At 42.7% G+C, this 21,844-nt stretch carries 18 protein-coding genes; 17 read left to right on the top strand and 1 reads right to left on the bottom strand.

Translation table 11 applies throughout. The features are described 5' to 3' along the window. Positions 1-19: 19 nt before the first annotated feature. From tig to A361_RS21800, 8 genes are all read left to right on the top strand, one after another. Positions 20-1,306: a trigger factor gene (gene tig / locus A361_RS21835; protein WP_019383243.1), complete on the top strand. Its 1,287-nt coding sequence runs from the start codon at positions 20-22 to the stop codon at positions 1,304-1,306. Positions 1,307-1,880: 574 nt separating this feature from the next. Next, positions 1,881-3,146 carry an ATP-dependent protease ATP-binding subunit ClpX gene (gene clpX, locus A361_RS21830; protein WP_009333167.1) on the top strand — a complete coding sequence of 422 codons (1,266 nt, stop codon included), beginning with the start codon at positions 1,881-1,883 and terminating at the stop codon, positions 3,144-3,146. 301 nt (positions 3,147-3,447) lie between these two features. Further along, on the top strand, positions 3,448-5,115 hold the full coding sequence (gene lonB / locus A361_RS21825; RefSeq protein WP_009333166.1) for an ATP-dependent protease LonB: 1,668 nt from the start codon (positions 3,448-3,450) through the stop codon (positions 5,113-5,115). A 285-nt stretch (positions 5,116-5,400) separates the two neighbouring features. Beyond that, complete coding sequence (lon, locus tag A361_RS21820; RefSeq protein ID WP_009333165.1) at positions 5,401-7,728, top strand: endopeptidase La; 2,328 nt, start codon at positions 5,401-5,403, stop codon at positions 7,726-7,728. Then, on the top strand, positions 7,725-8,306 hold the full coding sequence (gene yihA / locus A361_RS21815; RefSeq protein WP_009333164.1) for a ribosome biogenesis GTP-binding protein YihA/YsxC: 582 nt from the start codon (positions 7,725-7,727) through the stop codon (positions 8,304-8,306). Before lon ends, yihA begins: the two co-directional genes overlap by 4 nt. 329 nt (positions 8,307-8,635) lie before the next feature. Continuing rightward, complete coding sequence (locus tag A361_RS21810) at positions 8,636-9,421, top strand: transporter substrate-binding domain-containing protein (protein WP_019383241.1); 786 nt, start codon at positions 8,636-8,638, stop codon at positions 9,419-9,421. A gap of 102 nt (positions 9,422-9,523) precedes the next feature. Next, the gene (locus A361_RS21805; RefSeq protein ID WP_175502145.1) at positions 9,524-10,150 is read left to right on the top strand and encodes an amino acid ABC transporter permease; all 627 of its coding nucleotides are present in this window, start codon (positions 9,524-9,526) and stop codon (positions 10,148-10,150) included. A 14-nt stretch (positions 10,151-10,164) separates the two neighbouring features. After that, positions 10,165-10,902: an amino acid ABC transporter ATP-binding protein gene (locus A361_RS21800; RefSeq protein ID WP_009333161.1), complete on the top strand. Its 738-nt coding sequence runs from the start codon at positions 10,165-10,167 to the stop codon at positions 10,900-10,902. 472 nt (positions 10,903-11,374) lie between these two features. Here the strand turns inward: A361_RS21800 and A361_RS21790 are convergent, their stop codons facing one another. Further along, positions 11,375-11,860, bottom strand: a complete 486-nt coding sequence (locus A361_RS21790; RefSeq protein WP_009333160.1) for a LiaI-LiaF-like domain-containing protein — start codon at positions 11,858-11,860, stop codon at positions 11,375-11,377. 228 nt (positions 11,861-12,088) lie between these two features. Between A361_RS21790 and hemA the strand changes: the two genes are divergently transcribed. From hemA to ysxE, 9 genes are all read left to right on the top strand, one after another. Next, on the top strand, positions 12,089-13,438 hold the full coding sequence (gene hemA / locus A361_RS21785; protein WP_009333158.1) for a glutamyl-tRNA reductase: 1,350 nt from the start codon (positions 12,089-12,091) through the stop codon (positions 13,436-13,438). A gap of 14 nt (positions 13,439-13,452) precedes the next feature. Next, positions 13,453-14,286, top strand: a complete 834-nt coding sequence (locus A361_RS21780; RefSeq protein ID WP_009333156.1) for a cytochrome c biogenesis protein — start codon at positions 13,453-13,455, stop codon at positions 14,284-14,286. A gap of 555 nt (positions 14,287-14,841) precedes the next feature. After that, a complete protein-coding gene (gene hemC, locus A361_RS21775; protein ID WP_009333155.1) occupies positions 14,842-15,777 on the top strand; it encodes a hydroxymethylbilane synthase in 936 nt (311 codons plus the stop codon). Further along, the gene (locus A361_RS21770; RefSeq protein WP_019380292.1) at positions 15,774-16,556 is read left to right on the top strand and encodes a uroporphyrinogen-III synthase; all 783 of its coding nucleotides are present in this window, start codon (positions 15,774-15,776) and stop codon (positions 16,554-16,556) included. Before hemC ends, A361_RS21770 begins: the two co-directional genes overlap by 4 nt. Further along, positions 16,556-17,536, top strand: coding sequence for a porphobilinogen synthase (gene hemB, locus A361_RS21765; RefSeq protein WP_009333151.1), 981 nt, complete (start codon positions 16,556-16,558; stop codon positions 17,534-17,536). The genes A361_RS21770 and hemB overlap by 1 nt, the downstream gene beginning before the upstream one ends. A 64-nt stretch (positions 17,537-17,600) precedes the next feature. Further along, entirely contained in the window at positions 17,601-18,887 is a 1,287-nt protein-coding gene (gene hemL, locus A361_RS21760; protein WP_009333149.1) for a glutamate-1-semialdehyde 2,1-aminomutase, read from the top strand. A gap of 79 nt (positions 18,888-18,966) precedes the next feature. Beyond that, entirely contained in the window at positions 18,967-19,137 is a 171-nt protein-coding gene (locus tag A361_RS30320) for a hypothetical protein (RefSeq protein WP_162272014.1), read from the top strand. A 254-nt stretch (positions 19,138-19,391) separates the two neighbouring features. Then, positions 19,392-20,663, top strand: coding sequence for a stage VI sporulation protein D (spoVID, locus tag A361_RS21755; RefSeq protein ID WP_019380293.1), 1,272 nt, complete (start codon positions 19,392-19,394; stop codon positions 20,661-20,663). A 109-nt stretch (positions 20,664-20,772) separates the two neighbouring features. Continuing rightward, on the top strand, positions 20,773-21,831 hold the full coding sequence (gene ysxE / locus A361_RS21750; protein ID WP_009333146.1) for a spore coat protein YsxE: 1,059 nt from the start codon (positions 20,773-20,775) through the stop codon (positions 21,829-21,831). Positions 21,832-21,844 lie beyond the last annotated feature (13 nt).

Here is a 21,844-nt window from a genome sequence, read left to right as displayed (position 1 = left end):
TTTGGAGGGAAATGATTGTATGTCTGCTAAATTTGAAAAGTTAGAAGGGAACCGCGGGGTTCTTACAATTGAAGTAGATGCAGAGAAAGTGAATGAAGGCTTAGACGCTGCATTTAAAAAAGTAGTTAAGCAAGTAAACGTACCAGGATTCCGTAAAGGAAAAATGCCTCGCGGAATGTTTGAAAAGCGTTTCGGAGTTGAATCTTTATACCAGGATGCAGTAGATTATCTTCTTCCAGAAGCTTATGCTAATGCAATTGATGAAACAGGCATTGAGCCGGTAGATCGTCCTGAAATCGATGTTGAGCAAATCGAACAAGGAAAAAACCTTATCTTCAAAGCTACAGTTACTGTTAAGCCTGAAGTAAAGCTTGGCGAATACAAAGGCCTTGAAGTCAAGCCACTTGAAACAAACGTTACAGATGAAGATGTTAAAAGCGAGCTAACTTCACTTCAGGAAAGACAAGCTGAACTTGCCGTTAAAGAAGAAGGAAAAGCTGAAACTGGCGATACAGTTGTTATGGACTTTGAAGGATTCGTTGATGGCGAAGCTTTCGAAGGCGGAAAAGCTGAGAATTACTCACTTGAACTTGGTTCAGGACAGTTCATCCCTGGCTTTGAAGACCAATTGACTGGAACATCGGCTGGAGAATCCAAGGAAGTTGAAGTTACTTTCCCAGAGGAATACCATGCTGCCGAGCTAGCTGGAAAGCCTGCAACATTCAAAGTAACTGTACATGAAATCAAAACAAAACAGCTTCCTGAGCTTGATGATGAGTTTGCTAAAGATGCAGACGAAGAAGTTGAAACTTTGGATGCATTAAAAGAAAAAATCAAAACTCGCTTAGAAGAAAGCAAGAAGCATGAAGCTGAGCACCATGTCCGTGATACTGTTGTTGAAGCAGCAGCAGCTAATGCTGAAATGGAAATTCCAGCAGCAATGGTTGACACAGAAGTTAACCGCATGATGCAGGAGTTCGAACAGCGTCTGCAAATGCAAGGCATGAACCTTGAACTATACTTCCAGTTCTCCGGACAGGATGAAGCTGCACTGCGCGAGCAAATGAAAGAGGAAGCTGAAAAGCGCGTACGCGTTAACCTGACTCTTGAAGCAATCGCAAAAGCAGAAAACATCGAAGTAAGTGATGAAGAAGTTACAGAAGAACTTAACAAAATGGCAGAAATGTACAACATGTCTGCTGACCAGATCACACAAGCTCTTGGAAGCCTTGAAGGCCTAAAAGCAGATCTTCAAATTAAAAAAGCAGTAGATTTCCTTGTGGAAAATAGTAAAACTGTTGCATAATAAAAGAAAAGCGGAGGCGGAGCTAGACAGTGGTCTAACTTCGAAAGCAGAAATTTTCTCCCTTTTAATAAGAAACAAGGCGCGAGTTTATCGTGCCTTGTTTTATACCATCAAGACAATACATAATTAAAATCTCCCTTGTATCTTTTGCCTGGTGAAAGTTTTACGGCATATTGAACATGGACAGGAATACAAATACATATATAGATAATTTAATTATCGGTCCTAGGGGCCGACTTAATTTAGCCATTTTTGGTTAAGCTTATGAAAGTACATATAAAATTCAGCCTGTTTTTTCTTTGCGAAATCCCATCACATGCATGCATACATAATTGAAATGTTTTAAGAGTTATCATTTCCTGTCCACTGTAAAAATGTGTTACAATGCAATACATAACTGCTGAAGGTTTTGATTTTTAAGAAAGTGTGAATTATTAAAGAGGGCATGTTTGCACGTATATTTCAAAGAGCCCGCCATAATTCCCAACCTTTCTATGGCTGAATAAAGAACTATTTGCATGTGATCTCGCAAGCTTAATATATCGTTTTGAAGTTTTTTCAAGGGGTGAAGGATTTGTTTAAATTTAATGATGAAAAAGGGCAATTGAAATGTTCTTTCTGTGGCAAGACACAGGATCAGGTCCGCAAACTTGTTGCTGGGCCAGGAGTATATATATGTGATGAATGCATTGAACTTTGCACTGAAATTGTGGAGGAAGAGCTGGGTACAGAAGAAGAAGTGGAATTCAAAGATGTGCCAAAGCCAGCTGAAATCCGCGATATTCTGGATGAGTACGTAATTGGCCAGGATCAGGCGAAAAAATCGTTATCTGTTGCGGTATATAATCACTATAAGCGCATCAATTCCAACAGCAAGATAGATGAAGTTGAACTATCAAAAAGTAATATTGCCATGATCGGTCCGACTGGTAGCGGTAAAACCTTGCTTGCTCAGACATTGGCCCGTATTCTTAATGTTCCGTTTGCAATTGCAGACGCAACATCATTGACTGAAGCCGGATATGTCGGGGAAGATGTTGAAAATATTCTCCTAAAGCTTATTCAGGCAGCAGATTATGATGTGGAAAAGGCAGAAAAAGGAATTATTTATATTGATGAGATTGATAAAGTTGCACGTAAGTCAGAAAATCCATCAATTACTCGTGATGTATCGGGTGAAGGTGTGCAGCAGGCTCTATTGAAAATTCTGGAGGGAACAGTTGCGAGCGTACCGCCACAAGGCGGCCGCAAACATCCTCATCAGGAATTTATCCAGATTGACACGACCAATATCCTGTTTATTTGCGGCGGTGCATTTGATGGCATTGAGCAAATTATTAAACGCCGCTTAGGCCAGAAGGTAATTGGCTTTGGATCCGACCAGAATCAAAAAGAAATCGAGCCAAAGGATCTTCTTGCAAAAGTGCTTCCTGAAGACCTGCTGAAATTCGGTTTAATCCCTGAATTTATTGGACGTCTTCCAGTTATTGCAAGCCTTTCCCAGCTTGATGAAGCTGCATTGATTGAGATTTTAACTAAACCTAAAAATGCACTTGTCAAACAATATCAGAAAATGCTTGAACTTGATGATGTTGAGCTTGATTTTGAAGAAGGCGCACTTGAAGAAATTGCTAAAAAAGCAATTGAAAGAAAAACAGGTGCCCGAGGACTGCGCTCCATTATTGAAGGAATCATGCTGGATGTAATGTTTGATCTTCCATCACGCGAAGATATTAAAAAATGCATTATTACGAAAGAAACGGTTATTGATAATGGTTCGCCAAAACTTGTTTTGGAGGACGGAACAGTCGTAGAAGAAGAGCGTAAGACGTCAGCATAATAAAAAGTGGCCAGCCTTGAGGCATGGCCATTTTTTATGCTTTTAAATATTTATTCTTGAGGCCCCCAAGGATGGGGTCATGCGGACATTGCCACAGGACAAGGAAAGCTGTGGTATCGATACATCGCAGGACCGAAAGCGGCAGCTTTTGGGAGGAGGCGGCGCTTTAATCTGTGTTCCTTCGTGAGCAAGACGCTTCCGCTTTCCATGCTTACTTTTAAATGAATTCCTTGTTTATTCCAACTCAGTCAGGGAGATACTAGCATTATCAACGAGAACAAATAATGCAGGAGGGAACACAATGAGTTGGACGGGGATCGCTTTATTTATCCAATTGTTTTTTGGAATTGTCATTGGGCTTTACTTTTGGAATTTGCTTAGGAGCCAGCGGACACAAAAGGTTTCTATCGACCGTGAATCAAGGAAGGAAATGGATGTATTGAAAAAGATGCGTTCCATTTCATTAACTGAACCTTTATCAGAAAAAGTTCGTCCAGCCAGTTTTGCAGACATTGTAGGGCAGGAAGATGGAATTAAATCTCTGAAAGCGGCATTGTGCGGACCCAATCCTCAACATGTAATTATTTATGGTCCTCCCGGCGTGGGAAAAACGGCTGCTGCCAGATTGGTACTGGAAGAGGCCAAGAAAAATGCAAAGTCCCCTTTTGAGGCAGCTTCTGTTTTTATAGAACTGGATGCTACTACGGCGAGATTCGATGAGAGGGGCATTGCAGATCCTCTAATAGGTTCTGTTCATGATCCAATTTATCAGGGAGCCGGGGCAATGGGCCAGGCGGGAATCCCGCAGCCTAAACAGGGGGCTGTTACAAATGCACATGGTGGGGTGCTTTTTATTGACGAAATCGGTGAGCTTCACCCCATTCAAATGAACAAGCTTCTGAAAGTGCTTGAAGACCGGAAAGTATTTCTGGAGAGTGCTTATTATAATGAAGAAAATACTCAAATACCAACCCATATTCATGATATCTTTAAAAATGGCCTGCCGGCGGACTTTCGCCTGATTGGAGCAACTACCAGGACCCCGAATGAAATACCGCCTGCCATTCGTTCCAGATGCATGGAGGTATTTTTCAGAGAGTTAGCTGAAGAAGAGATTTCAGCTGTAGCCAAAAAGGCTTCGGAAAAGGTCAATCTCACTATTAGTGAAAATGCTCTAGGCATTCTCGCCAATTATGCAAGAAATGGACGAGAAGCGGTTAATATGATTCAAATTTCTGCTGGGTTAGCGATTACTGAAGATCGTGATTACATAAAAGATGAAGATATTGAATGGGTTGTGCAATCGAGTCAGCTTTCACCGAGAATGGAAAGGAAAATCAATTCTCATTCTGCTGTTGGTCTTGTAAATGGTCTGGCCGTATATGGGCCGAACACAGGTGCTTTGCTTGACATTGAAGTTACTGTGATTCCTGCAAAAGAAAAGGGCAGTATTAATATAACAGGCATAGTAGAAGAAGAAAGCATTGGCGGCCAAGGAAAGTCAATCCGCAGAAAAAGTATGGCCAAGGGTTCAATTGAAAATGTTATTACTGTTTTGAGATCAATGGGCGTACCGGCTGACGAATATGATATTCATGTCAACTTCCCCGGCGGAGTTCCTATTGACGGCCCTTCTGCCGGCATTGCCATGGCGACAGGGATTTATTCTGCCATTTATAAACGGCCAGTCGACAATACTGTAGCCATGACCGGGGAAATCAGCATTCACGGGTATGTCAAGCCAATTGGAGGCGTATATCCAAAGGTGAAGGCTGCTAAAAAAGCAGGAGCACAGACAGTTATTATCCCAAAAGAAAATATGCAATCCATCTTAAAGGAGATAACAGGCATTAAGATTATCCCTGTAACCCATTTGAATGAAGTATTTGATGCAGCGCTGCAAAAAGAGTATCTCAAAGAGCAAGCCATAACCGCTTCAATCGAATTAAAGAAAAAAGAGAGCATATGATGTGTGGCCCAGTAACCCATTCAGGGTTTGTCAGTTACTGAAAACTAGCTGTACAAACGCCTCCCGCTAATCGCGGTCAGAAACTTCGGTTTGCAGTTTAGGCTACAAACCGAAGTTTTATTTGCGTAAAGAAGGATAAAGTGTAATTATAAATGAATATCTTTTTAATACAGGCTTTCAGCAATTTCTCTTTAATAGACACTGCTATTTAAATACGATAGAATTGTACAAAGAAATTATTAGCAATAATGGGGTTAAAAAGATGCATTTTGGAGGTGCAAAGGAATGGCGAAAAAGAAAGAAATCATCGTCCCCCTCCTGCCGCTTCGAGGCTTGCTTGTTTATCCGACCATGGTTCTGCATTTGGATGTAGGCCGTGAGAAATCGGTTCAGGCCCTTGAAAAAGCAATGGTAGATGACCATTTAATTTTCTTAACAACACAAAAGGATATATCTATAGATGAACCATCAGAAGATGATCTATATAGAATGGGCACGCTAACACGTGTAAAGCAGATGCTCAAGCTTCCAAACGGTACCATCCGAGTTCTTGTTGAAGGGCTTAAGAGAGCGGAAATTATTGATTTTCAGGATGAAGCCGAACATTATTCTGTTAGTGTAAAGGTTTTTGAGGATCCTGAGACCAAGGACGTAGAAGATCAGGCATTGATGAGGACCATGCTTGAATATTTTGAGCAATACATAAAGGTATCGAAGAAGATTTCAGCCGAAACGTACTCCTCTGTAGCAGATATAGAAGAGCCTGGGCGCATGGCAGATATCATTTCTTCCCATTTGCCTTTAAAGCTTAAAGAAAAACAGGAAATTCTTGAAACCATAGATGTAAAAGAGCGGATGAACCAGGTTATTGAAATCATCCATAATGAAAAAGAAGTTCTGAACCTTGAAAAAAAGATTGGCCAGCGTGTGAAAAAATCGATGGAGAGAACGCAAAAGGAATATTATTTGCGTGAACAGATGAAGGCAATCCAAAAAGAGCTGGGGGATAAGGAAGGCAAGACAGGAGAAATAGCTGAGCTGACGGAAAAGATTGAAAATGCCGGCATGCCTGAGCATGTCGAGCTGACAGCTTTAAAAGAACTGGACCGCTATGAAAAAGTTCCATCCAGTTCAGCTGAAAGTGCAGTTATCCGCAACTATATCGAATGGCTTGTCACATTGCCATGGTCAAAGGCAACAGATGATGACCTGGATATCCTGAAGGCGGAAAGAATTCTGAATGAAGACCATCATGGCCTGGAAAAAGTTAAGGAACGGGTTCTGGAATACCTTGCAGTGCAAAAGCTGACGAATTCCCTTAAAGGGCCGATTCTTTGTCTTGCAGGCCCTCCTGGTGTCGGTAAAACAAGCCTTGCCCGTTCTATCGCGACATCGCTTAACCGCAATTTTGTCCGTGTATCACTCGGCGGAGTTCGGGACGAGTCTGAGATTCGCGGACATAGAAGAACTTATGTAGGTGCAATGCCTGGCCGCATCATTCAGGGCATGAAAAAGGCAGGTACGATTAACCCTGTGTTCCTGCTTGATGAAATCGACAAAATGTCTTCTGACTTCCGCGGGGATCCTTCATCTGCGATGCTGGAGGTTTTAGACCCCGAGCAGAACCATAATTTTAGTGATCATTACATTGAAGAAACATATGATCTTTCAAAGGTCATGTTTATAGCCACAGCCAACAATCTCGGGACGATTCCTGGTCCGCTGCTGGACAGAATGGAAGTTATCACGATTGCAGGCTATACAGAGCAGGAAAAGATTCATATAGCAAAAGACCACCTGCTGCCTAAACAAATTAAAGAACATGGTCTTTCCAAATCTCAGCTTCAGATTCGTGAAGATGGCCTTCAGAAGGTAGTCCGCTATTATACTCGTGAGGCAGGAGTCCGGGGCTTGGAGCGTCAGCTGGCTACTATCTGCAGGAAAACGGCTAAAATTATCGTATCCGGCGAAAAGAAGAAAGTGATTGTGAATGGTAAAAATACTGAGGAGTTTCTTGGAAAGCCAAAATACCGCTACGGTCAGGCTGAGCTTGAAGACCAGGTTGGTGTTGCTACGGGGCTGGCCTATACAACAGTTGGCGGCGACACCCTTCAGATAGAAGTATCCCTCTCTCCTGGAAAAGGGAAGCTTGTTCTTACAGGTAAACTTGGGGATGTCATGAAAGAGTCTGCTCAAGCGGCATTCAGTTATGTTCGTTCTAAAGCAAAGGAACTGGGAATTGATGAGAATTTCCATGAAAAGCATGACATTCACATTCATGTTCCAGAAGGTGCAGTCCCAAAAGATGGTCCATCTGCAGGGATTACTATTACAACCGCACTGGTTTCTGCGCTGTCTGGAAAGCCAATCCGTAAAGAAGTGGGAATGACAGGGGAAATCACTTTAAGAGGCCGAGTGCTTCCTATTGGCGGTTTGAAAGAAAAGTCTTTGAGCGCCCATCGGGCAGGATTGACTAAGATCATCCTCCCTAAAGATAATGAAAAAGACATAGAAGATATCCCTGAAAGCATCAGGGAAGAGCTTGATTTTGTTTTGGTATCACATGTGGACGAAGTCTTAAAACATGCCCTGAATGGCGGTGTCGAAGCATGAAAGTAACCAGCTCAGAAATCGTCATCAGTGCTGTTAAGCCTGATCAATACCCTGAAAGTGAATTGCCGGAATTCGCCCTTGCCGGCCGTTCCAACGTCGGCAAATCTTCATTCATTAATAAAATGCTTAATCGAAGGGGACTTGCAAGAATATCCTCTAAACCGGGGAAGACACAAACCCTGAATTTTTACCTTATTAACGAAATTCTTCACTTTGTTGATGTTCCAGGCTATGGATATGCTAAGGTATCCAAAAAGGAACGTGAAGCTTGGGGAAAGATGATAGAAACATACTTAACCAGCAGAGAGCAGTTAAAAGCAGTTGTGCTGATAGTTGATTTGCGCCATCCCCCTTCAAGTGACGATGTCATGATGTACGACTTTTTAAAGCATTATGATATTCCCTGTGTAGTGATTGCTACAAAAGCGGATAAAATACCTAAGTCCAAGTGGCAAAAACATATGAAAATCACGAAAGAAACCTTGGATATCGATCCGAATGATCAGATCATTATGTTTTCCTCCGAAACGGGTTATGGAAAAGACAAGGCCTGGTCTGCATTGAAAAGCTTTATGTAATTCAAAAAATCCCGCTGCATTGTGCAGCGGGATTTTTTGTGATTTCTCCATTTGGGTCTTTCGTCATAGAGAAGCTTTCAGTGCGATATTTTGCAGGGTGAAAGAATGGGATAATATGGATAATATTTTTGTCGAAGGGTGAGGAATCTGCAGAATACTGGAGGATAAGGAGTCATGTTGGAGTTCAAAGAGGGTAAGTTAATGAGAACAGCTTAAATTCTGTAATATCATTAATTATCATAAAATATGAATTTTGAGAATATTTTAAAATCATGATAGAGTTAAAGGGCATTTATAAAAGAGAGATACTGAAGGGGGAATTTAGACTAGTGAGACATTGGTTAAAAGGAATTATAGCAGCTGCTTTTGTATTGGTCCTGGCGGCATGCGGCGGATCAGAGGAAGCGTCTAAAAGCGGAATGGATCTAGTGAACGATGACAAATTTACGTATGCAGCTTCAGGAGAGTTCAAACCTTTTAGTTATACAAATGATGATGGAAGCATGAGCGGATTTGATATTGATGTGGCCGAAGCTGTATCAAAAGAACTCGGGCTTGAGCCGGTTCAGAATAAATTTAAGTTTGGCGGTATTGTCGAAGGTGTGAAATCCGGCCGTTTTGATGCAGCGGTAGCCAGCCATACCATTACGGAAGAACGTTTGAAGGCAGTCAATTTTTCGACGCCATATTACTATTCTGGCCCGCAAATTTATGTGCGTCCAGACAGCAGCGTTGAAACGCTTGCTGACCTCAAAGGCATGGAAATAGCAGTATCGAAGGGTTCTACATATACTTCAAATGCAGAGGAGGCTACAGATAATATCCAGTTCTATGATAGTGATGTTGTGGCCCTGGAGGCCTTGAGCAAGGGAAAACATGATGCGGTCATCACAGACTTTGTAACAGGTAAAGAAGCGATTGGCGCCGGAATGAAAATCGAAGGCAAAGAGCTGCTGGGCCGCAGTGAGCAGGCAATTGCTGTTGCAAAGGATAATAAAGAGCTGCTCGAAAAAGTGAATGAAGCTCTTGAAACACTTCGAGAGAATGGAACACTCACAGAAATCAGCAAAAAATATATCGGTGAAGATATAACAGTTGATCCTGAGAAGGAATAACATTGCGGGCGGATGTGTGTCAAACATTCGCCTGTTTTGTTTTTTACACAAACTAAAATAGCCAACTGAAGGGGGATTTTTGTGGATTTGCTTACAAAGTTTATGGATACATATCCCGTATTTTTAAAGGGAATGCTCTTAACCTTTCAATTAACCATTGTAGCGGTGTTTATTGCTATTTTTATAGGATTGTTTTTTGCCTTTTTAAAGATTTCGAGAATTAAAGTTCTGGAATGGATTGCGGACATCTATATTTTCCTTGTAAGGGGAACGCCGCTTGTTGTTCAGATTTTCATCTTCTATTTCGGTTTGACAGCATTGGATATTTCACAGTTTTGGTCAGTTGTCCTTGGACTTGCTTTTCACAATGGTGCCTATATAGCCGAAATTTTCAGGGGCTCCATTCAATCCATCGACAAAGGACAAATGGAAGCAGGGCGTTCGCTGGGTATGACTGCTGGCCTTGCAATGAGAAGGATCATTCTGCCTCAGGCTTTCCGCCGGGCTATGCCGCCTCTTGGCAATCAATTTATCATTGCTTTGAAGGATTCATCACTTGCTTCCTTTATCGGCATGTACGAGCTCTTTAATGTGGCCACGACTTACGGTTCCAATGAATATGACTACATGAGTTATCTGCTGATCGTAGCTGTTTACTATTTAGTACTTGTACTTATTTTCTCTATCCTTGTAAATATGATTGAGAAAAGAATGGCAAGCAGTGATTAAGGGGGAATGAAGGCATGAGTGAATCGTATATGATTAAGGTGGAAAAATTGAACAAATCATTCGGGGATCTGCACGTACTAAAGGACATTGACATAACAGTAAAAGAAAGTGATGTTGTTTGCCTGATCGGTGCAAGCGGGTCCGGTAAAAGCACACTTCTCCGCTGCTTGAACTTTCTAGAATTAAAGGACAGCGGCAATATCATTTTTGAGGGCGAAAAGGTTGAAAAAGAAACACATGATTTAAATAAAGTAAGAGAAAAAGTAGGAATGGTTTTTCAGCATTTCCATTTATTTCCTCATATGACTGTTCTCGAAAATGTGATGGAAGCACCATTACATGTGAAAAAGCTTCCAAAGGATCAAGTAAAAAAAGATGCCCAGGACCTATTAAAAAAAGTAGGGCTTTCTGACAAGGAGAATGTATATCCATCAAAACTTTCGGGCGGACAAAAACAGCGTGTAGCCATTGCAAGAGCGCTGGCAATGAAACCCGATATCATGCTTTTTGATGAGCCGACATCGGCACTTGATCCGGAGCTTGTAGGGGAAGTGCTTTCCACAATGAAAGAGCTCGCCCTTGAAGGGATGACAATGGTCGTTGTCACCCATGAAATGGGCTTTGCAAGAGAAGTAGCAGACTGGGCTGTCTATATGCATGACGGTAGAATTGTAGAAGTGGGGCATCCGGAGGATTTGTTTAACAATCCAAAAGAACAAAGAACCAAAAATTTTCTCGATTCAGTACTCTAACCAGTTTGAATATAAAAAGACAGGGAAAAGTTTACTATCCCTGTCTTTATTTTTTTGCCCCAGCGCCTGCCCCCTCGAGGTCACAAGCCTGTCTAGTTGCGGCTCCCAGGGACGAAAGACTAGCCAAACCTTTCCAGACGGAAAGAACACTTCCGGCAGGGCTCGTCTTATGCTTGTCATCCCTGTGCAGTTGCCTTCACATTTTCGGTTTGTCTAGTTGCGGCTCCTAGGAACTCGGGGTCATAAGCCGTTTCCTTCCGGCAGGAAAAACGCCTTCTTACAGGAACCGTCTTATGCCTGTCGTCCCTGGGCAGTCGCCTCCACATTTCAAGCAATCCTCCCCAAAAGGCAAAGAATGCCTTTCCGTGAGTCTCGTCTTGTGCTTGCAGGGGGTGAGCAGTAAGGGAAAGCTTCCTTGGATGTTCTTCGCAGGAACAGGCGCTTTTGGCTTGCTCCGAAGATGCTTACGCTTTTACTTTTTCTTCACTAATAAAAAATATAATCCAATTAGCATTAAAAGAATTGGCCATAGCTGCCAAACATCAGAAACACCATTTTCCAGGAGCCCCATCCACTCTGCAACCCTGTCATAAAAAAGAAGCAATGCGGCAAGAATTAAAAATAAGATGCCCTGGAACAATCCTGCCCCTGTTTTCTGATGACGAAGGAGGAAGCCGAGAGCAATTATCAGAATAAATGTTCCGATATGATCCGGCCAAATTTCCAGGCGGTTCACCACATGAAAGTGAAGGCCAAATCCTGTTAAAATGACACCTGGCAATATGGAATCATAATCCCTTGCTCCATATCCCTGAATTAAAAAGGCTGCTCCGACGATAATGAGAAGGGTCGGCCAGGAATAGAACGGCTGTAAGGCAGTAAATCCGCTCTGCTGAAGGAAAAAGTAGGCTCCAAATCCGAGTAAAATAATTCCTGGAAAAACACGCTGATTTTTCATAAAAAACACCACTTCCAATAAGGTATACTTGAATCCGGCAAGTTTTTTTGTTACTGTACATAAGGGAGTATTTGTCTATTTAAGGATACCTATGACCAGGCTCCTGTTTAAAAAATATAGTACCATATGTGTTCAATATCTGTTCACATTTAAGCATTAATTGAAAAAATAGAAATGATATAATTAATATTAATGAACAAGGCAATAATTCTGGGGGTGTCAATTTCAATGCATATCTTGGTCGTCGGTCTAAACTATAAAACTGCCCCTGTTGAAATCCGTGAACGTCTAACCTTTAATCCTTCACAATTGGGCGAGGCAATGAAGACATTAAATGACAAAAAAAGCATTTTAGAGAATGTCATTCTGTCTACATGCAATCGGACCGAAATTTATGCAGTTGTGGACCAGCTTCATACTGGCCGCTATTATATAAAGGAATTTTTGGCAGAACATTTCAAAATGGATCAGAGTGAATTTTCTCCATTCCTATTTATTTATGAAGAGGATGGGGCCATTGAGCATCTATTCAAGGTAGCATGCGGCCTTAACTCCATGATCCTTGGCGAAACACAGATTTTAGGACAGGTAAGGACAAGTTTTCTGGAGGCTCAATCAGAAAATACAACCGGAACAGTTTTTAACCACTTGTTTAAGCAGGCAGTAACGCTCGCTAAGCGGGCACACTCTGAAACGGAGATAGGGGCAAATGCAGTTTCTGTCAGTTATGCAGCAGTGGAACTGGCTAAGAAGATTTTCGGATCCCTCCAAAATAAACATGTTCTTATTTTAGGAGCCGGTAAAATGGGGGAGCTGGCAATCCAAAACCTTCATGCCAACGGAGCCAGTAAAGTAACAGTTATTAACCGTACATTCGAAAAAGCGCAGGATCTCGCAAGCCGCTATGCGGGCCAGGCAAAAACATTGCATGAGCTTCAATGTGCCCTTGTTGAAGCAGATATTTTAATTAGTTCTACTGGGGCAAAAGAGTTTGTTGTCACGAAGGAAATGATGGCTTACGCAGAAAAAATGCGCAAAGGCAAGCCTCTATTTATGGTGGATATTGCTGTCCCAAGAGATCTGGATCCGAAACTGGCTGATCTGGACAGCGTTTTCCTATATGATATTGATGATCTTGAAGGCATTGTTGAAGCAAACCTTCAGGAGCGTAAAAAGGCAGCCGAGAAGATTCAGCTTATGATTGAAGGGGATATTGTTGAATTCAAGCAATGGCTGAACTTGCTTGGTGTTGTTCCGGTAATTTCCGCTTTGCGTGAGAAAGCACTGGCTATACAGAGTGAAACCATGACAAGCATTGAAAGAAAGCTGCCGCATTTGAGTGATCGTGATAAAAAAGTGCTGAACAAGCATACAAAGAGCATCATCAATCAGCTATTAAAAGATCCTATTTTACAAGCTAAAGAAATGGCTGGACAGAAAGATTCGGAACAGGCATTAGACTTATTTGTAAAAATCTTTAATATAGAAGAACTTGTTTCAGATCAGCAGAACGTGCCCGCAGCAGCCAAACCAAAGCACGCATTCGCTCAATCACCGCAGACTTCCTTTCAATCATAAAAGGGGTCCTGTCCATGTCTGACATCTATATGACACGGCTGCACGAATTAACGGTGGTTCTGTATGCCCTATGTGTCTTATTATATTTTATTGATTTTCTTCATCATAACCGGAAGGCGAATAGGATTGCCTTCTGGTTACTTGCATTTGTATGGGTGCTTCAAACGGTGTTCCTGATACTTTATATGATTAATACAGGAAGGTTTCCTGTATTGACCATTTTTGAGGGCCTATACTTTTATGCCTGGGTGCTTATCACTCTTTCTTTGGGAATTAACAGGCTGCTCAGAGTCGATTTTATCGTCTTTTTTACAAATGTTCTCGGCTTTATCATAATGGCGATCCATACATTCGCACCTGTGCAGATTGATTCGGCTGTCAAAGCACAGCAGCTCATATCAGAACTTCTGCTGATTCATATAACGGTTGCAATCCTTTCATATGGAGCGTTCTCGCTATCCTTCGTTTTTTCATTGCTTTATCTGATTCAATACGATTTGCTGAAAAGGAAAAAATGGGGAACGAGGCTGCTCCGGATAACAGATTTGTCAAAGCTTGAACATATGTCGTATGTATTAAATGTAATCGGTGTACCTATGCTGATGATAAGTTTAATTTTAGGTATTCAGTGGGCCTACATTAAATTGCCCCATATGGTCTGGTATGACTCAAAGGTGATCGGTTCTTTCATTGTCCTTGCTTTATATAGTATTTATCTCTATATGAAAGTTGGAAAGGGCCTATATGGAAAATCTTTAGCCCTCTGGAATTTGGCATCATTTTTAATTGTATTAATCAACTTCTTTTTATTTGGTAAACTTTCATCTTTCCATTTTTGGTATTCATAGAAAAGCGGAGGCGACTGTTCAGCCCCGACAAGCATAAGATGGGCTGTGGCGCGGCGCAGTTTGCCGCAGAGCAGACCAGCTTATGACCTCGAGGGGCTAGGAGCCGCAGCTGGACATAGCAAAGAAAAGCGGAGGCGACTGTTCAGCCCCGACAAGCATAAGATGGGCTGTGGCGCGGCGCAGTTTGCCGCAGAGCAGACCAGCTTATGACCTCGAGGGGCTAGGAGCCGCAGCTGGACATAGCAAAGAAAAGCGGAGGCGACTGTTCAGCCCCGACAAGCATAAGATGGGCTGTGGCGCGGCGCAGTTTGCCGCAGAGCAGACCAGCTTATGACCTCGAGGGGCTAGGAGCCGCAGCTGGACATAGCAAAGAAAAGCGGAGGCGACTGTTCAGCCCCGACAAGCATAAGATGGGCTGTGGCGCGGCGCAGTTTGCCGCAGAGCAGACCAGCTTATGACCTCGAGGGGCTAGGAGCCGCAGCTGGACATAGTAAAGAAAAGCGGAGGCGACTGTTCAGCAGGAGCCATAGCTAGACATATTTGCAGGAGGCAGTCATGAGAAAAATTATCGTAGGTTCAAGACGAAGCAAGCTGGCACTAACTCAGACAAATTGGGTGATCAGCCAATTGAAAAGCATTGATCCATCCTTTGAGTTCGAGGTGAAGGAAATTGTCACTAAGGGTGATAAAATTCTTGATGTTACCCTTTCAAAGGTCGGAGGAAAAGGGTTGTTCGTAAAGGAAATAGAGCAGGCCATGCTTGATGAAGAAATAGATATGGCTGTACATAGCATGAAGGATATGCCCGCTGTTCTTCCGGCAGGGCTGACAATTGGCAGCATTCCTGAAAGAGAAGACCATCGGGATGCCCTTATCTCAAAAGGGCATATAAAACTGAATGACTTAAGGGAAGGATCTATTGTAGGAACAAGCAGCCTGCGCAGAGGGGCACAATTGCTGGCACAGCGTCCGGATCTGGAGATTAAGTGGATCAGAGGAAACATTGATACCAGATTATCTAAACTGGAAACGGAAGAATATGATGCGATTATTCTTGCAGCAGCAGGTCTCTCCCGAATGGGCTGGGCGGCTGATGTTGTTACAGAATTCCTGGAGCCGGAAGTTTGTGTGCCGGCTGTTGGCCAGGGGGCACTATCCATTGAGTGCCGTGAAAGTGATAAGGAGCTTCGTGCATTGCTGGATAAATTTACATGCTCTGAGACGAATCAGACTGTACGTGCAGAGCGTGCGTTCCTTCATAAAATGGAAGGCGGCTGCCAGGTTCCGATTGCAGGGTTTGCCACAATTAATGAAACGGGTGAAATGGAGTTAACCGGACTTGTAGGTTCCCCTGATGGAAAAGTGATTTATAAGGAGACCCTAACAGGTTCTGATCCGGAAGAACTTGGTGTTAAGATGGCTGACATGCTAACCGAACAAGGGGCCAAAGAGCTGATTGACAGAGTGAAAGAGGAGCTTGACGGGCAATGAAACAGACTTCCCCTTTAGAAGGCATGACTGTTTTAGTGCCAAGAGGGAAAAAACAGGCTCACTCCTTTTCGGCTCTTATCCAAAGCTATGGGGGGATACCTGTTGAGATCCCCTTGATTGCTTTCGAGCCATTGCAGGATAAGGAAACTTTATATAAAACACATAAGCGGATTCAAACTTATGATTGGGTGATTTTCACAAGCGCGACAGCTGTGGACGCTTTTTTTGAAAATCTGAGTCAGGGCGGGCCTTTCCCTAACATAGCGGTTATCGGAGAGAAGACTAAGAAATTGCTTATGGATAAGGGATTAAAAGTGCAATTTATGCCTCAGGATTATGTTGCTGAAGGGTTTGTTGAGGATTTTTTGCCATTAGTAGAAGAAGGGATGAAAGTATTAATCCCCAAAGGGAATCTGGCGCGTGACTATATCGCAGCCTCCCTTTCGGAAAATGGTGCAGACGTTGATGAAATCATTGTTTATGAGACAACTTTTCCACGTGAAAGCATCGGTCTGTTAAAAAAACAGCTTTCAGGAAAAGGGTTAGATATTCTTGCTTTTACCAGCCCTTCCACAGTAGATCATTTTATAGGGGCTTTAAAGGAGCTTGGATATGAGAATGCTGTTAAAGACAGTGTGGTGGGCTGCATCGGGCCTGTGACTAGAGAACGCGCAAAGGCTTATGGGCTGCAGGTTCATGCGGTTCCTGAAGAATATACAGTACATAACATGCTTAAGAGCATTATTAGCTACTTGGCAGAAATCAGGAGGGAAAATTAATGGATCTTCAATTTAATAGACATAGACGCCTTCGCAAAAGTCCGAATATGAGAGCGCTTATCCGTGAGAACTTCTTGCGTACAGAGGATTTAATTTATCCAATTTTCGTGGCAGAAGGAGACGATATTAAAAGAGAAATCCCTTCGATGCCGGGAATATACAATTTGTCGCTTGATCACCTCGAAGAGGAAATGAATGAAGTTGTTTCTCTTGGAATAAAATCGGTGCTCTTATTTGGAATACCTAAAGAGAAAGATGCATGCGGGGAGCAGGCTTATCATGATCATGGGATCGTGCAGGAAGCTACAAGATTTATAAAAGCTAAATATCCGGAAATTATCGTAATTGCTGATACATGCCTTTGCGAGTATACCGATCATGGCCATTGCGGATTAATTGAAAATGGAGAAGTGCTGAACGATGCATCCCTTGAACTGCTTGTGCAGACAGCTGTCAGCCAGGCTAAAGCAGGAGCAGACATAATTGCCCCGTCAAATATGATGGATGGATTTACAGCAGCTATCCGGGCAGGTCTTGATGAAGCCGGATTTGAAGATATCCCGGTTATGTCTTATGCGGTTAAATATGCATCTGCATTCTATGGTCCTTTCCGTGATGCAGCTGACAGCACGCCGCAATTTGGCGACCGAAAAGCATATCAGATGGATCCTTCCAACCGCATGGAAGCCATGCGAGAAGCAGAATCTGACTTAATGGAAGGGGCAGACTTCCTGATTGTTAAACCGGGAATGCCTTATCTGGATATTGTTCGGGATGTGAAAAACAACATCAACCTGCCGATTGTGATTTATAATGTGAGCGGTGAATATTCAATGGTTAAAGCTGCTGCACAGAACGGCTGGATCGATGAACAGAAAATCGTCATGGAAATGCTCACAGGCATGAAGCGTGCAGGAAGTGATTTAATTATTACTTACCATGCGAAAGATGCGGCAAGGTGGATTAAGGAACAGGACTAATAATATGATGTCTTAGTAAGTCTTAGTAATTGAAAACTTCTTATTAAACGAAAAGAGGGATGACATGCGCTCTTACGAAAAATCTAACAAGGCTTTTAAAGAGGCAAGCGAATTGATGCCTGGGGGAGTAAACTCTCCTGTACGTGCATTTAAATCAGTTAATATGGACCCCATTTTTATGGAACGCGGACGAGGCTCTAAAATCTACGATATCGATGGAAATGAATATATCGATTATGTTTTGTCCTGGGGCCCATTAATCCTGGGACATACTAATGAACGTGTGGTCGAGGGTATTAAGAAAGTAGCTGAAATGGGGACAAGCTTTGGCGCTCCTACCGAAATCGAGAACGATCTTGCCAAGCTGGTCATTGAACGTGTGCCTTCCATTGAAGTAGTGCGAATGGTTTCTTCCGGAACAGAAGCTACTATGAGTGCCCTGAGGCTTGCTCGAGGATATACCGGCCGAAATAAAATCATGAAATTTGAAGGCTGCTATCATGGCCACGGCGATTCCCTTTTAATTAAAGCTGGTTCTGGTGTAGCAACTCTGGGGCTGCCTGACAGTCCGGGGGTTCCTGAAGGAGTTGCCAAAAATACAATTACCGTTCCTTACAATGACCTTGAAAGCGTAAGATATGCCTTTGAGCAATTCGGAGACGATATCGCAGGTGTGATTGTGGAACCGGTAGCTGGAAATATGGGTGTCGTTCCTCCTCAGCCAGGTTTCCTTGAAGGCTTAAGAGAAATTACAGAACAAAACGGCTCTCTGCTTATTTTTGATGAAGTAATGACTGGTTTCCGCGTCGGCTATAATTGTGCGCAGGGTTACTTTGGAGTGACACCGGATATTACATGTCTTGGAAAAGTTATTGGCGGTGGGCTCCCAGTCGGTGCATATGGCGGAAAAGCGGAAATTATGAAGCAGATTGCACCAAGCGGTCCAATTTACCAGGCAGGAACACTATCCGGAAACCCTCTTGCCATGACAGCAGGTTACGAGACATTAAGCCAGCTGACTCCACATTCCTACAAAGAATTCGAAAGAAAAGCAGACAGACTGGAAGAAGGGCTTAAAGCAGCTGCAGAAAAATATGATATCCCGCACACCATTAACCGTGCAGGTTCAATGATCGGTATATTCTTTACAAATGAAGATGTTATTAACTATGAAAAAGCCAAAACATCCAATCTGGAGTTCTTTGCAGAATACTACAGGGAAATGGCAAACCAGGGAGTCTTCCTGCCGCCATCCCAATTCGAAGGACTCTTCCTCTCAACTGCACACACTGATGAAGATATTGAAAAGACTATCCAGGCAGCGGAAAAGGCATTTTCAAAATTAAAATAAGCAAGACCTGACACTCATCGATTGATGGGTGTTTTTTTATGCCCTTGGAAATATAGTTATTAGAGCTTTTATCCATCGTTTGGGAGAAACCCCTTTCCTGTGGCTGGATTCAATAGACTGTGAAAATGCAAAATTTTTATTTTGCACGGTGTTGATTGGAGTGGAAGGCGCTAATCCCGCGAAAATGTATCCGCATTTTATTCGTGCGGTGTTGATTCAAGGAAGCTTATTTATTGTCCTGCGGGAGTAGCGTACAGGGAGACCCCACAGACGCATAGCGCCGAGGAGGCTCCCGGCAGCCCCGCAGGAAAGCTTGAGTGCCTGCAGCGGAAATCAACACTCATAGCAAACAGCCGCTAAAAAAGTCTTATCTAAGGAACTTTTTCTAAATTAATCTAAGATTCCCTTAGAGCGCTATTTTTCTAATCATAAAGTATCCTAATCCTTCATAGGATTGTTAATGACATAGTGATTAAACGTAAAGATTCGAAGGGAGGAGTCGCTTTGTCTCAGGGGAATCCATCGTGCTTACGATTTTCTTTAGAAGAATCAGTATGGTTTCAAAAAGGACAGGAAGTATCGGACCTGATTACCATCTCGTTAGACCCCAATATAACAATTCAGGAAAGCGATCAATATGTAACAATCCAGGGAGCACTTGAACTGGCAGGTGAGTATAGACGCAGCGATGAAGAAGCATCCGAGGAAGATCAAGAGGGTTTGGCAGTCACCAAATTCGTTCAGACAGTTGAAGAAAGAGGAGAAGGAGTTTGTGAATTCAAACACTATTTTCCTGTCGATATAACCATTCCGAATAATAGAATCCAAAGCATCTACGATATTGATGTTGCGGTAGAGTCCTTCGATTATGTTCTGCCGGAAAGAAGCTGTATGAAATTGACAGCTAATTTAACCATTACCGGATTATATGGTGATCAGCAGCATATTCCTGTTCAAGAATGGGAGGAAGAAGCGGAAGCTGAAACTGAAACGGAAGAATTAGAGATTCAGTACAGATCTTCTGAGGTGGCAGAGGAGACAGAGGAAGAAGAAATTATACAGCAGGAATGGCCGTCATATCAGCAAGAAGAACAGGACCTAGAGGAAGAGGAAGAAAGAGAGGAAGAAAGAGAGGAACAGGTATACTCGAGCGCCGAGGAAGATGTACGGGAAGAGGATCCGCAGGAAGAGCAGTCAGAAACCGATGAGGTTTTTATTCCATTTGAGGCAGAAGCAAGAAAGCAGCCTGAAGTGGAAGAGCAGGCCGTCATTAGACCTTCAGTGCCGGCGGCGCTCGAATTAAAACAAGAGCAGCCAGAAGAAGAAGAACAGACTCCGAAAACTGCACCGGAAATATCTTTTTCTTCTCAGCGCAATGAGGAGGAAGCACCGCCAACCGCACAGGAAATCTATCAAATGACGGAAGCATCCGAATCAGATAGTCCTTCCTTTGAAAAGAAGCCTGTTCAAGCGGCTGCACAGGAAACCCATGAGGAAACAGAGGAATCCTCATCCTCTTCAGAACAGGAGGCTAAGAAGAAGAAACTCTCCAAGAAGAAAAGCATGTCGTTAACAGAGTTCTTTGCCCGGAAGGAAGAGACAGAGGAACATGTTAAGCTCAAGGTTTGCATTGTGCAGAACGGCGACACAATTGATGCCATTGCTGAAAGGTATGATATACCAGCCCAGCAGCTATTACGGGTGAATAACCTTGAAATCAATCAGGATATTTATGAAGGGCAAGTGCTGTACATTCCTGTTGCGGTAGCCCATTAAATGGTTAAAAGGCTGAGCAGGTATTAATAACCCGCTCAGCTATTTTCGTTTAACCAATATATTTTAGAATAACATCATTTTTTCTCATTCTGGAAAGTGAGTGGTTAAGGTGGAAGAAAAAAATCGGCTGCGGAAAGTCTCCCCTATTTTAAATCATTATTCAATAGAGCCGCATTTTGTAGAGGAGTTTGGGAGAGTTCAGAAGGTATACAGCAGCAAAGGTGTATTTGCCTTGAAGAAAATAAAGCCTCAGCATGGAGCAGATTTTATAAGGCATGTACAAACCCTCTTTCAAAAAGGCTATAACAGAATTGTCCCTATTTACCCGACGGTGGATGGAAGATATGGGGTGCTCCATCAGAATGAATTATATTATTTAATGCCATGGATGCCTAATGAAGAAAAAGAGGATAGATTTGAGAGGCATCAGCAGATGCTGAGGGAATTGGCAAGACTGCATACATTGTCCTCGAGGGAAGTTCCTATAAACAAGGAAGACAGAACCGAACATTATGAAAAAACTTTGCAGGAATGGGAGAAAGAAAAGGAGTTCTTGGAGGGATTTATCGAAGCCTGTGAAAGAAAAGAGTATATGTCTCCTTTTGAGCTAATGTTTTCCCTATATTATCACGACGTCAGCCAGGGACTAAAATTCTCCACAAACAAATTTAAAGATTGGTATGAAAAAACAAAAGAAAGCGACAAAGCACGAACGGTAATCGTCCATGGGAAAGTTTCAACCGAGCATTTTCTTTACGATGATAGGGGATATGGGTACTTCACGAATTTCGAAAATGCAAGACAGGGGTCGCCGCTCCATGATATATTGCCGTTTTTATCAAGGACACTGAAAACTTATCCAAAAAGATCAGAAGAATGTGTAGAGTGGATTTACACCTATATGAAATACTTTCCATTCAGAGACGATGAGATGCTGCTGTTTCAAAGCTACTTTGCTCATCCGGGTCCTATTATCAGGGCGGCCGAACAATATTATAAAGGGGAGAGTAAAAGGGGAGAAAGAAAGGCTGTCCAGCATTTGCAAAGGCAGTATTGGCTCTTGAAAAATATTGAATATGCTGTAATGAGAATCGATGAGATCGAGAGGCAAAAACAAGAAGCAAAAGCAGCTGCCGAAGCTCAAGCACAAGAAGGAGCCCAAAGCTAAAAGATGCGGGCTC

It is taken from the genome of Cytobacillus oceanisediminis 2691, from assembly GCF_000294775.2.
Lineage (GTDB): Bacteria > Bacillota > Bacilli > Bacillales > Cytobacillaceae > Cytobacillus > Cytobacillus pseudoceanisediminis.
Note: the sequence above shows the minus strand (reverse complement) of the source record. Positions and strands in the feature narration are given on the sequence as shown.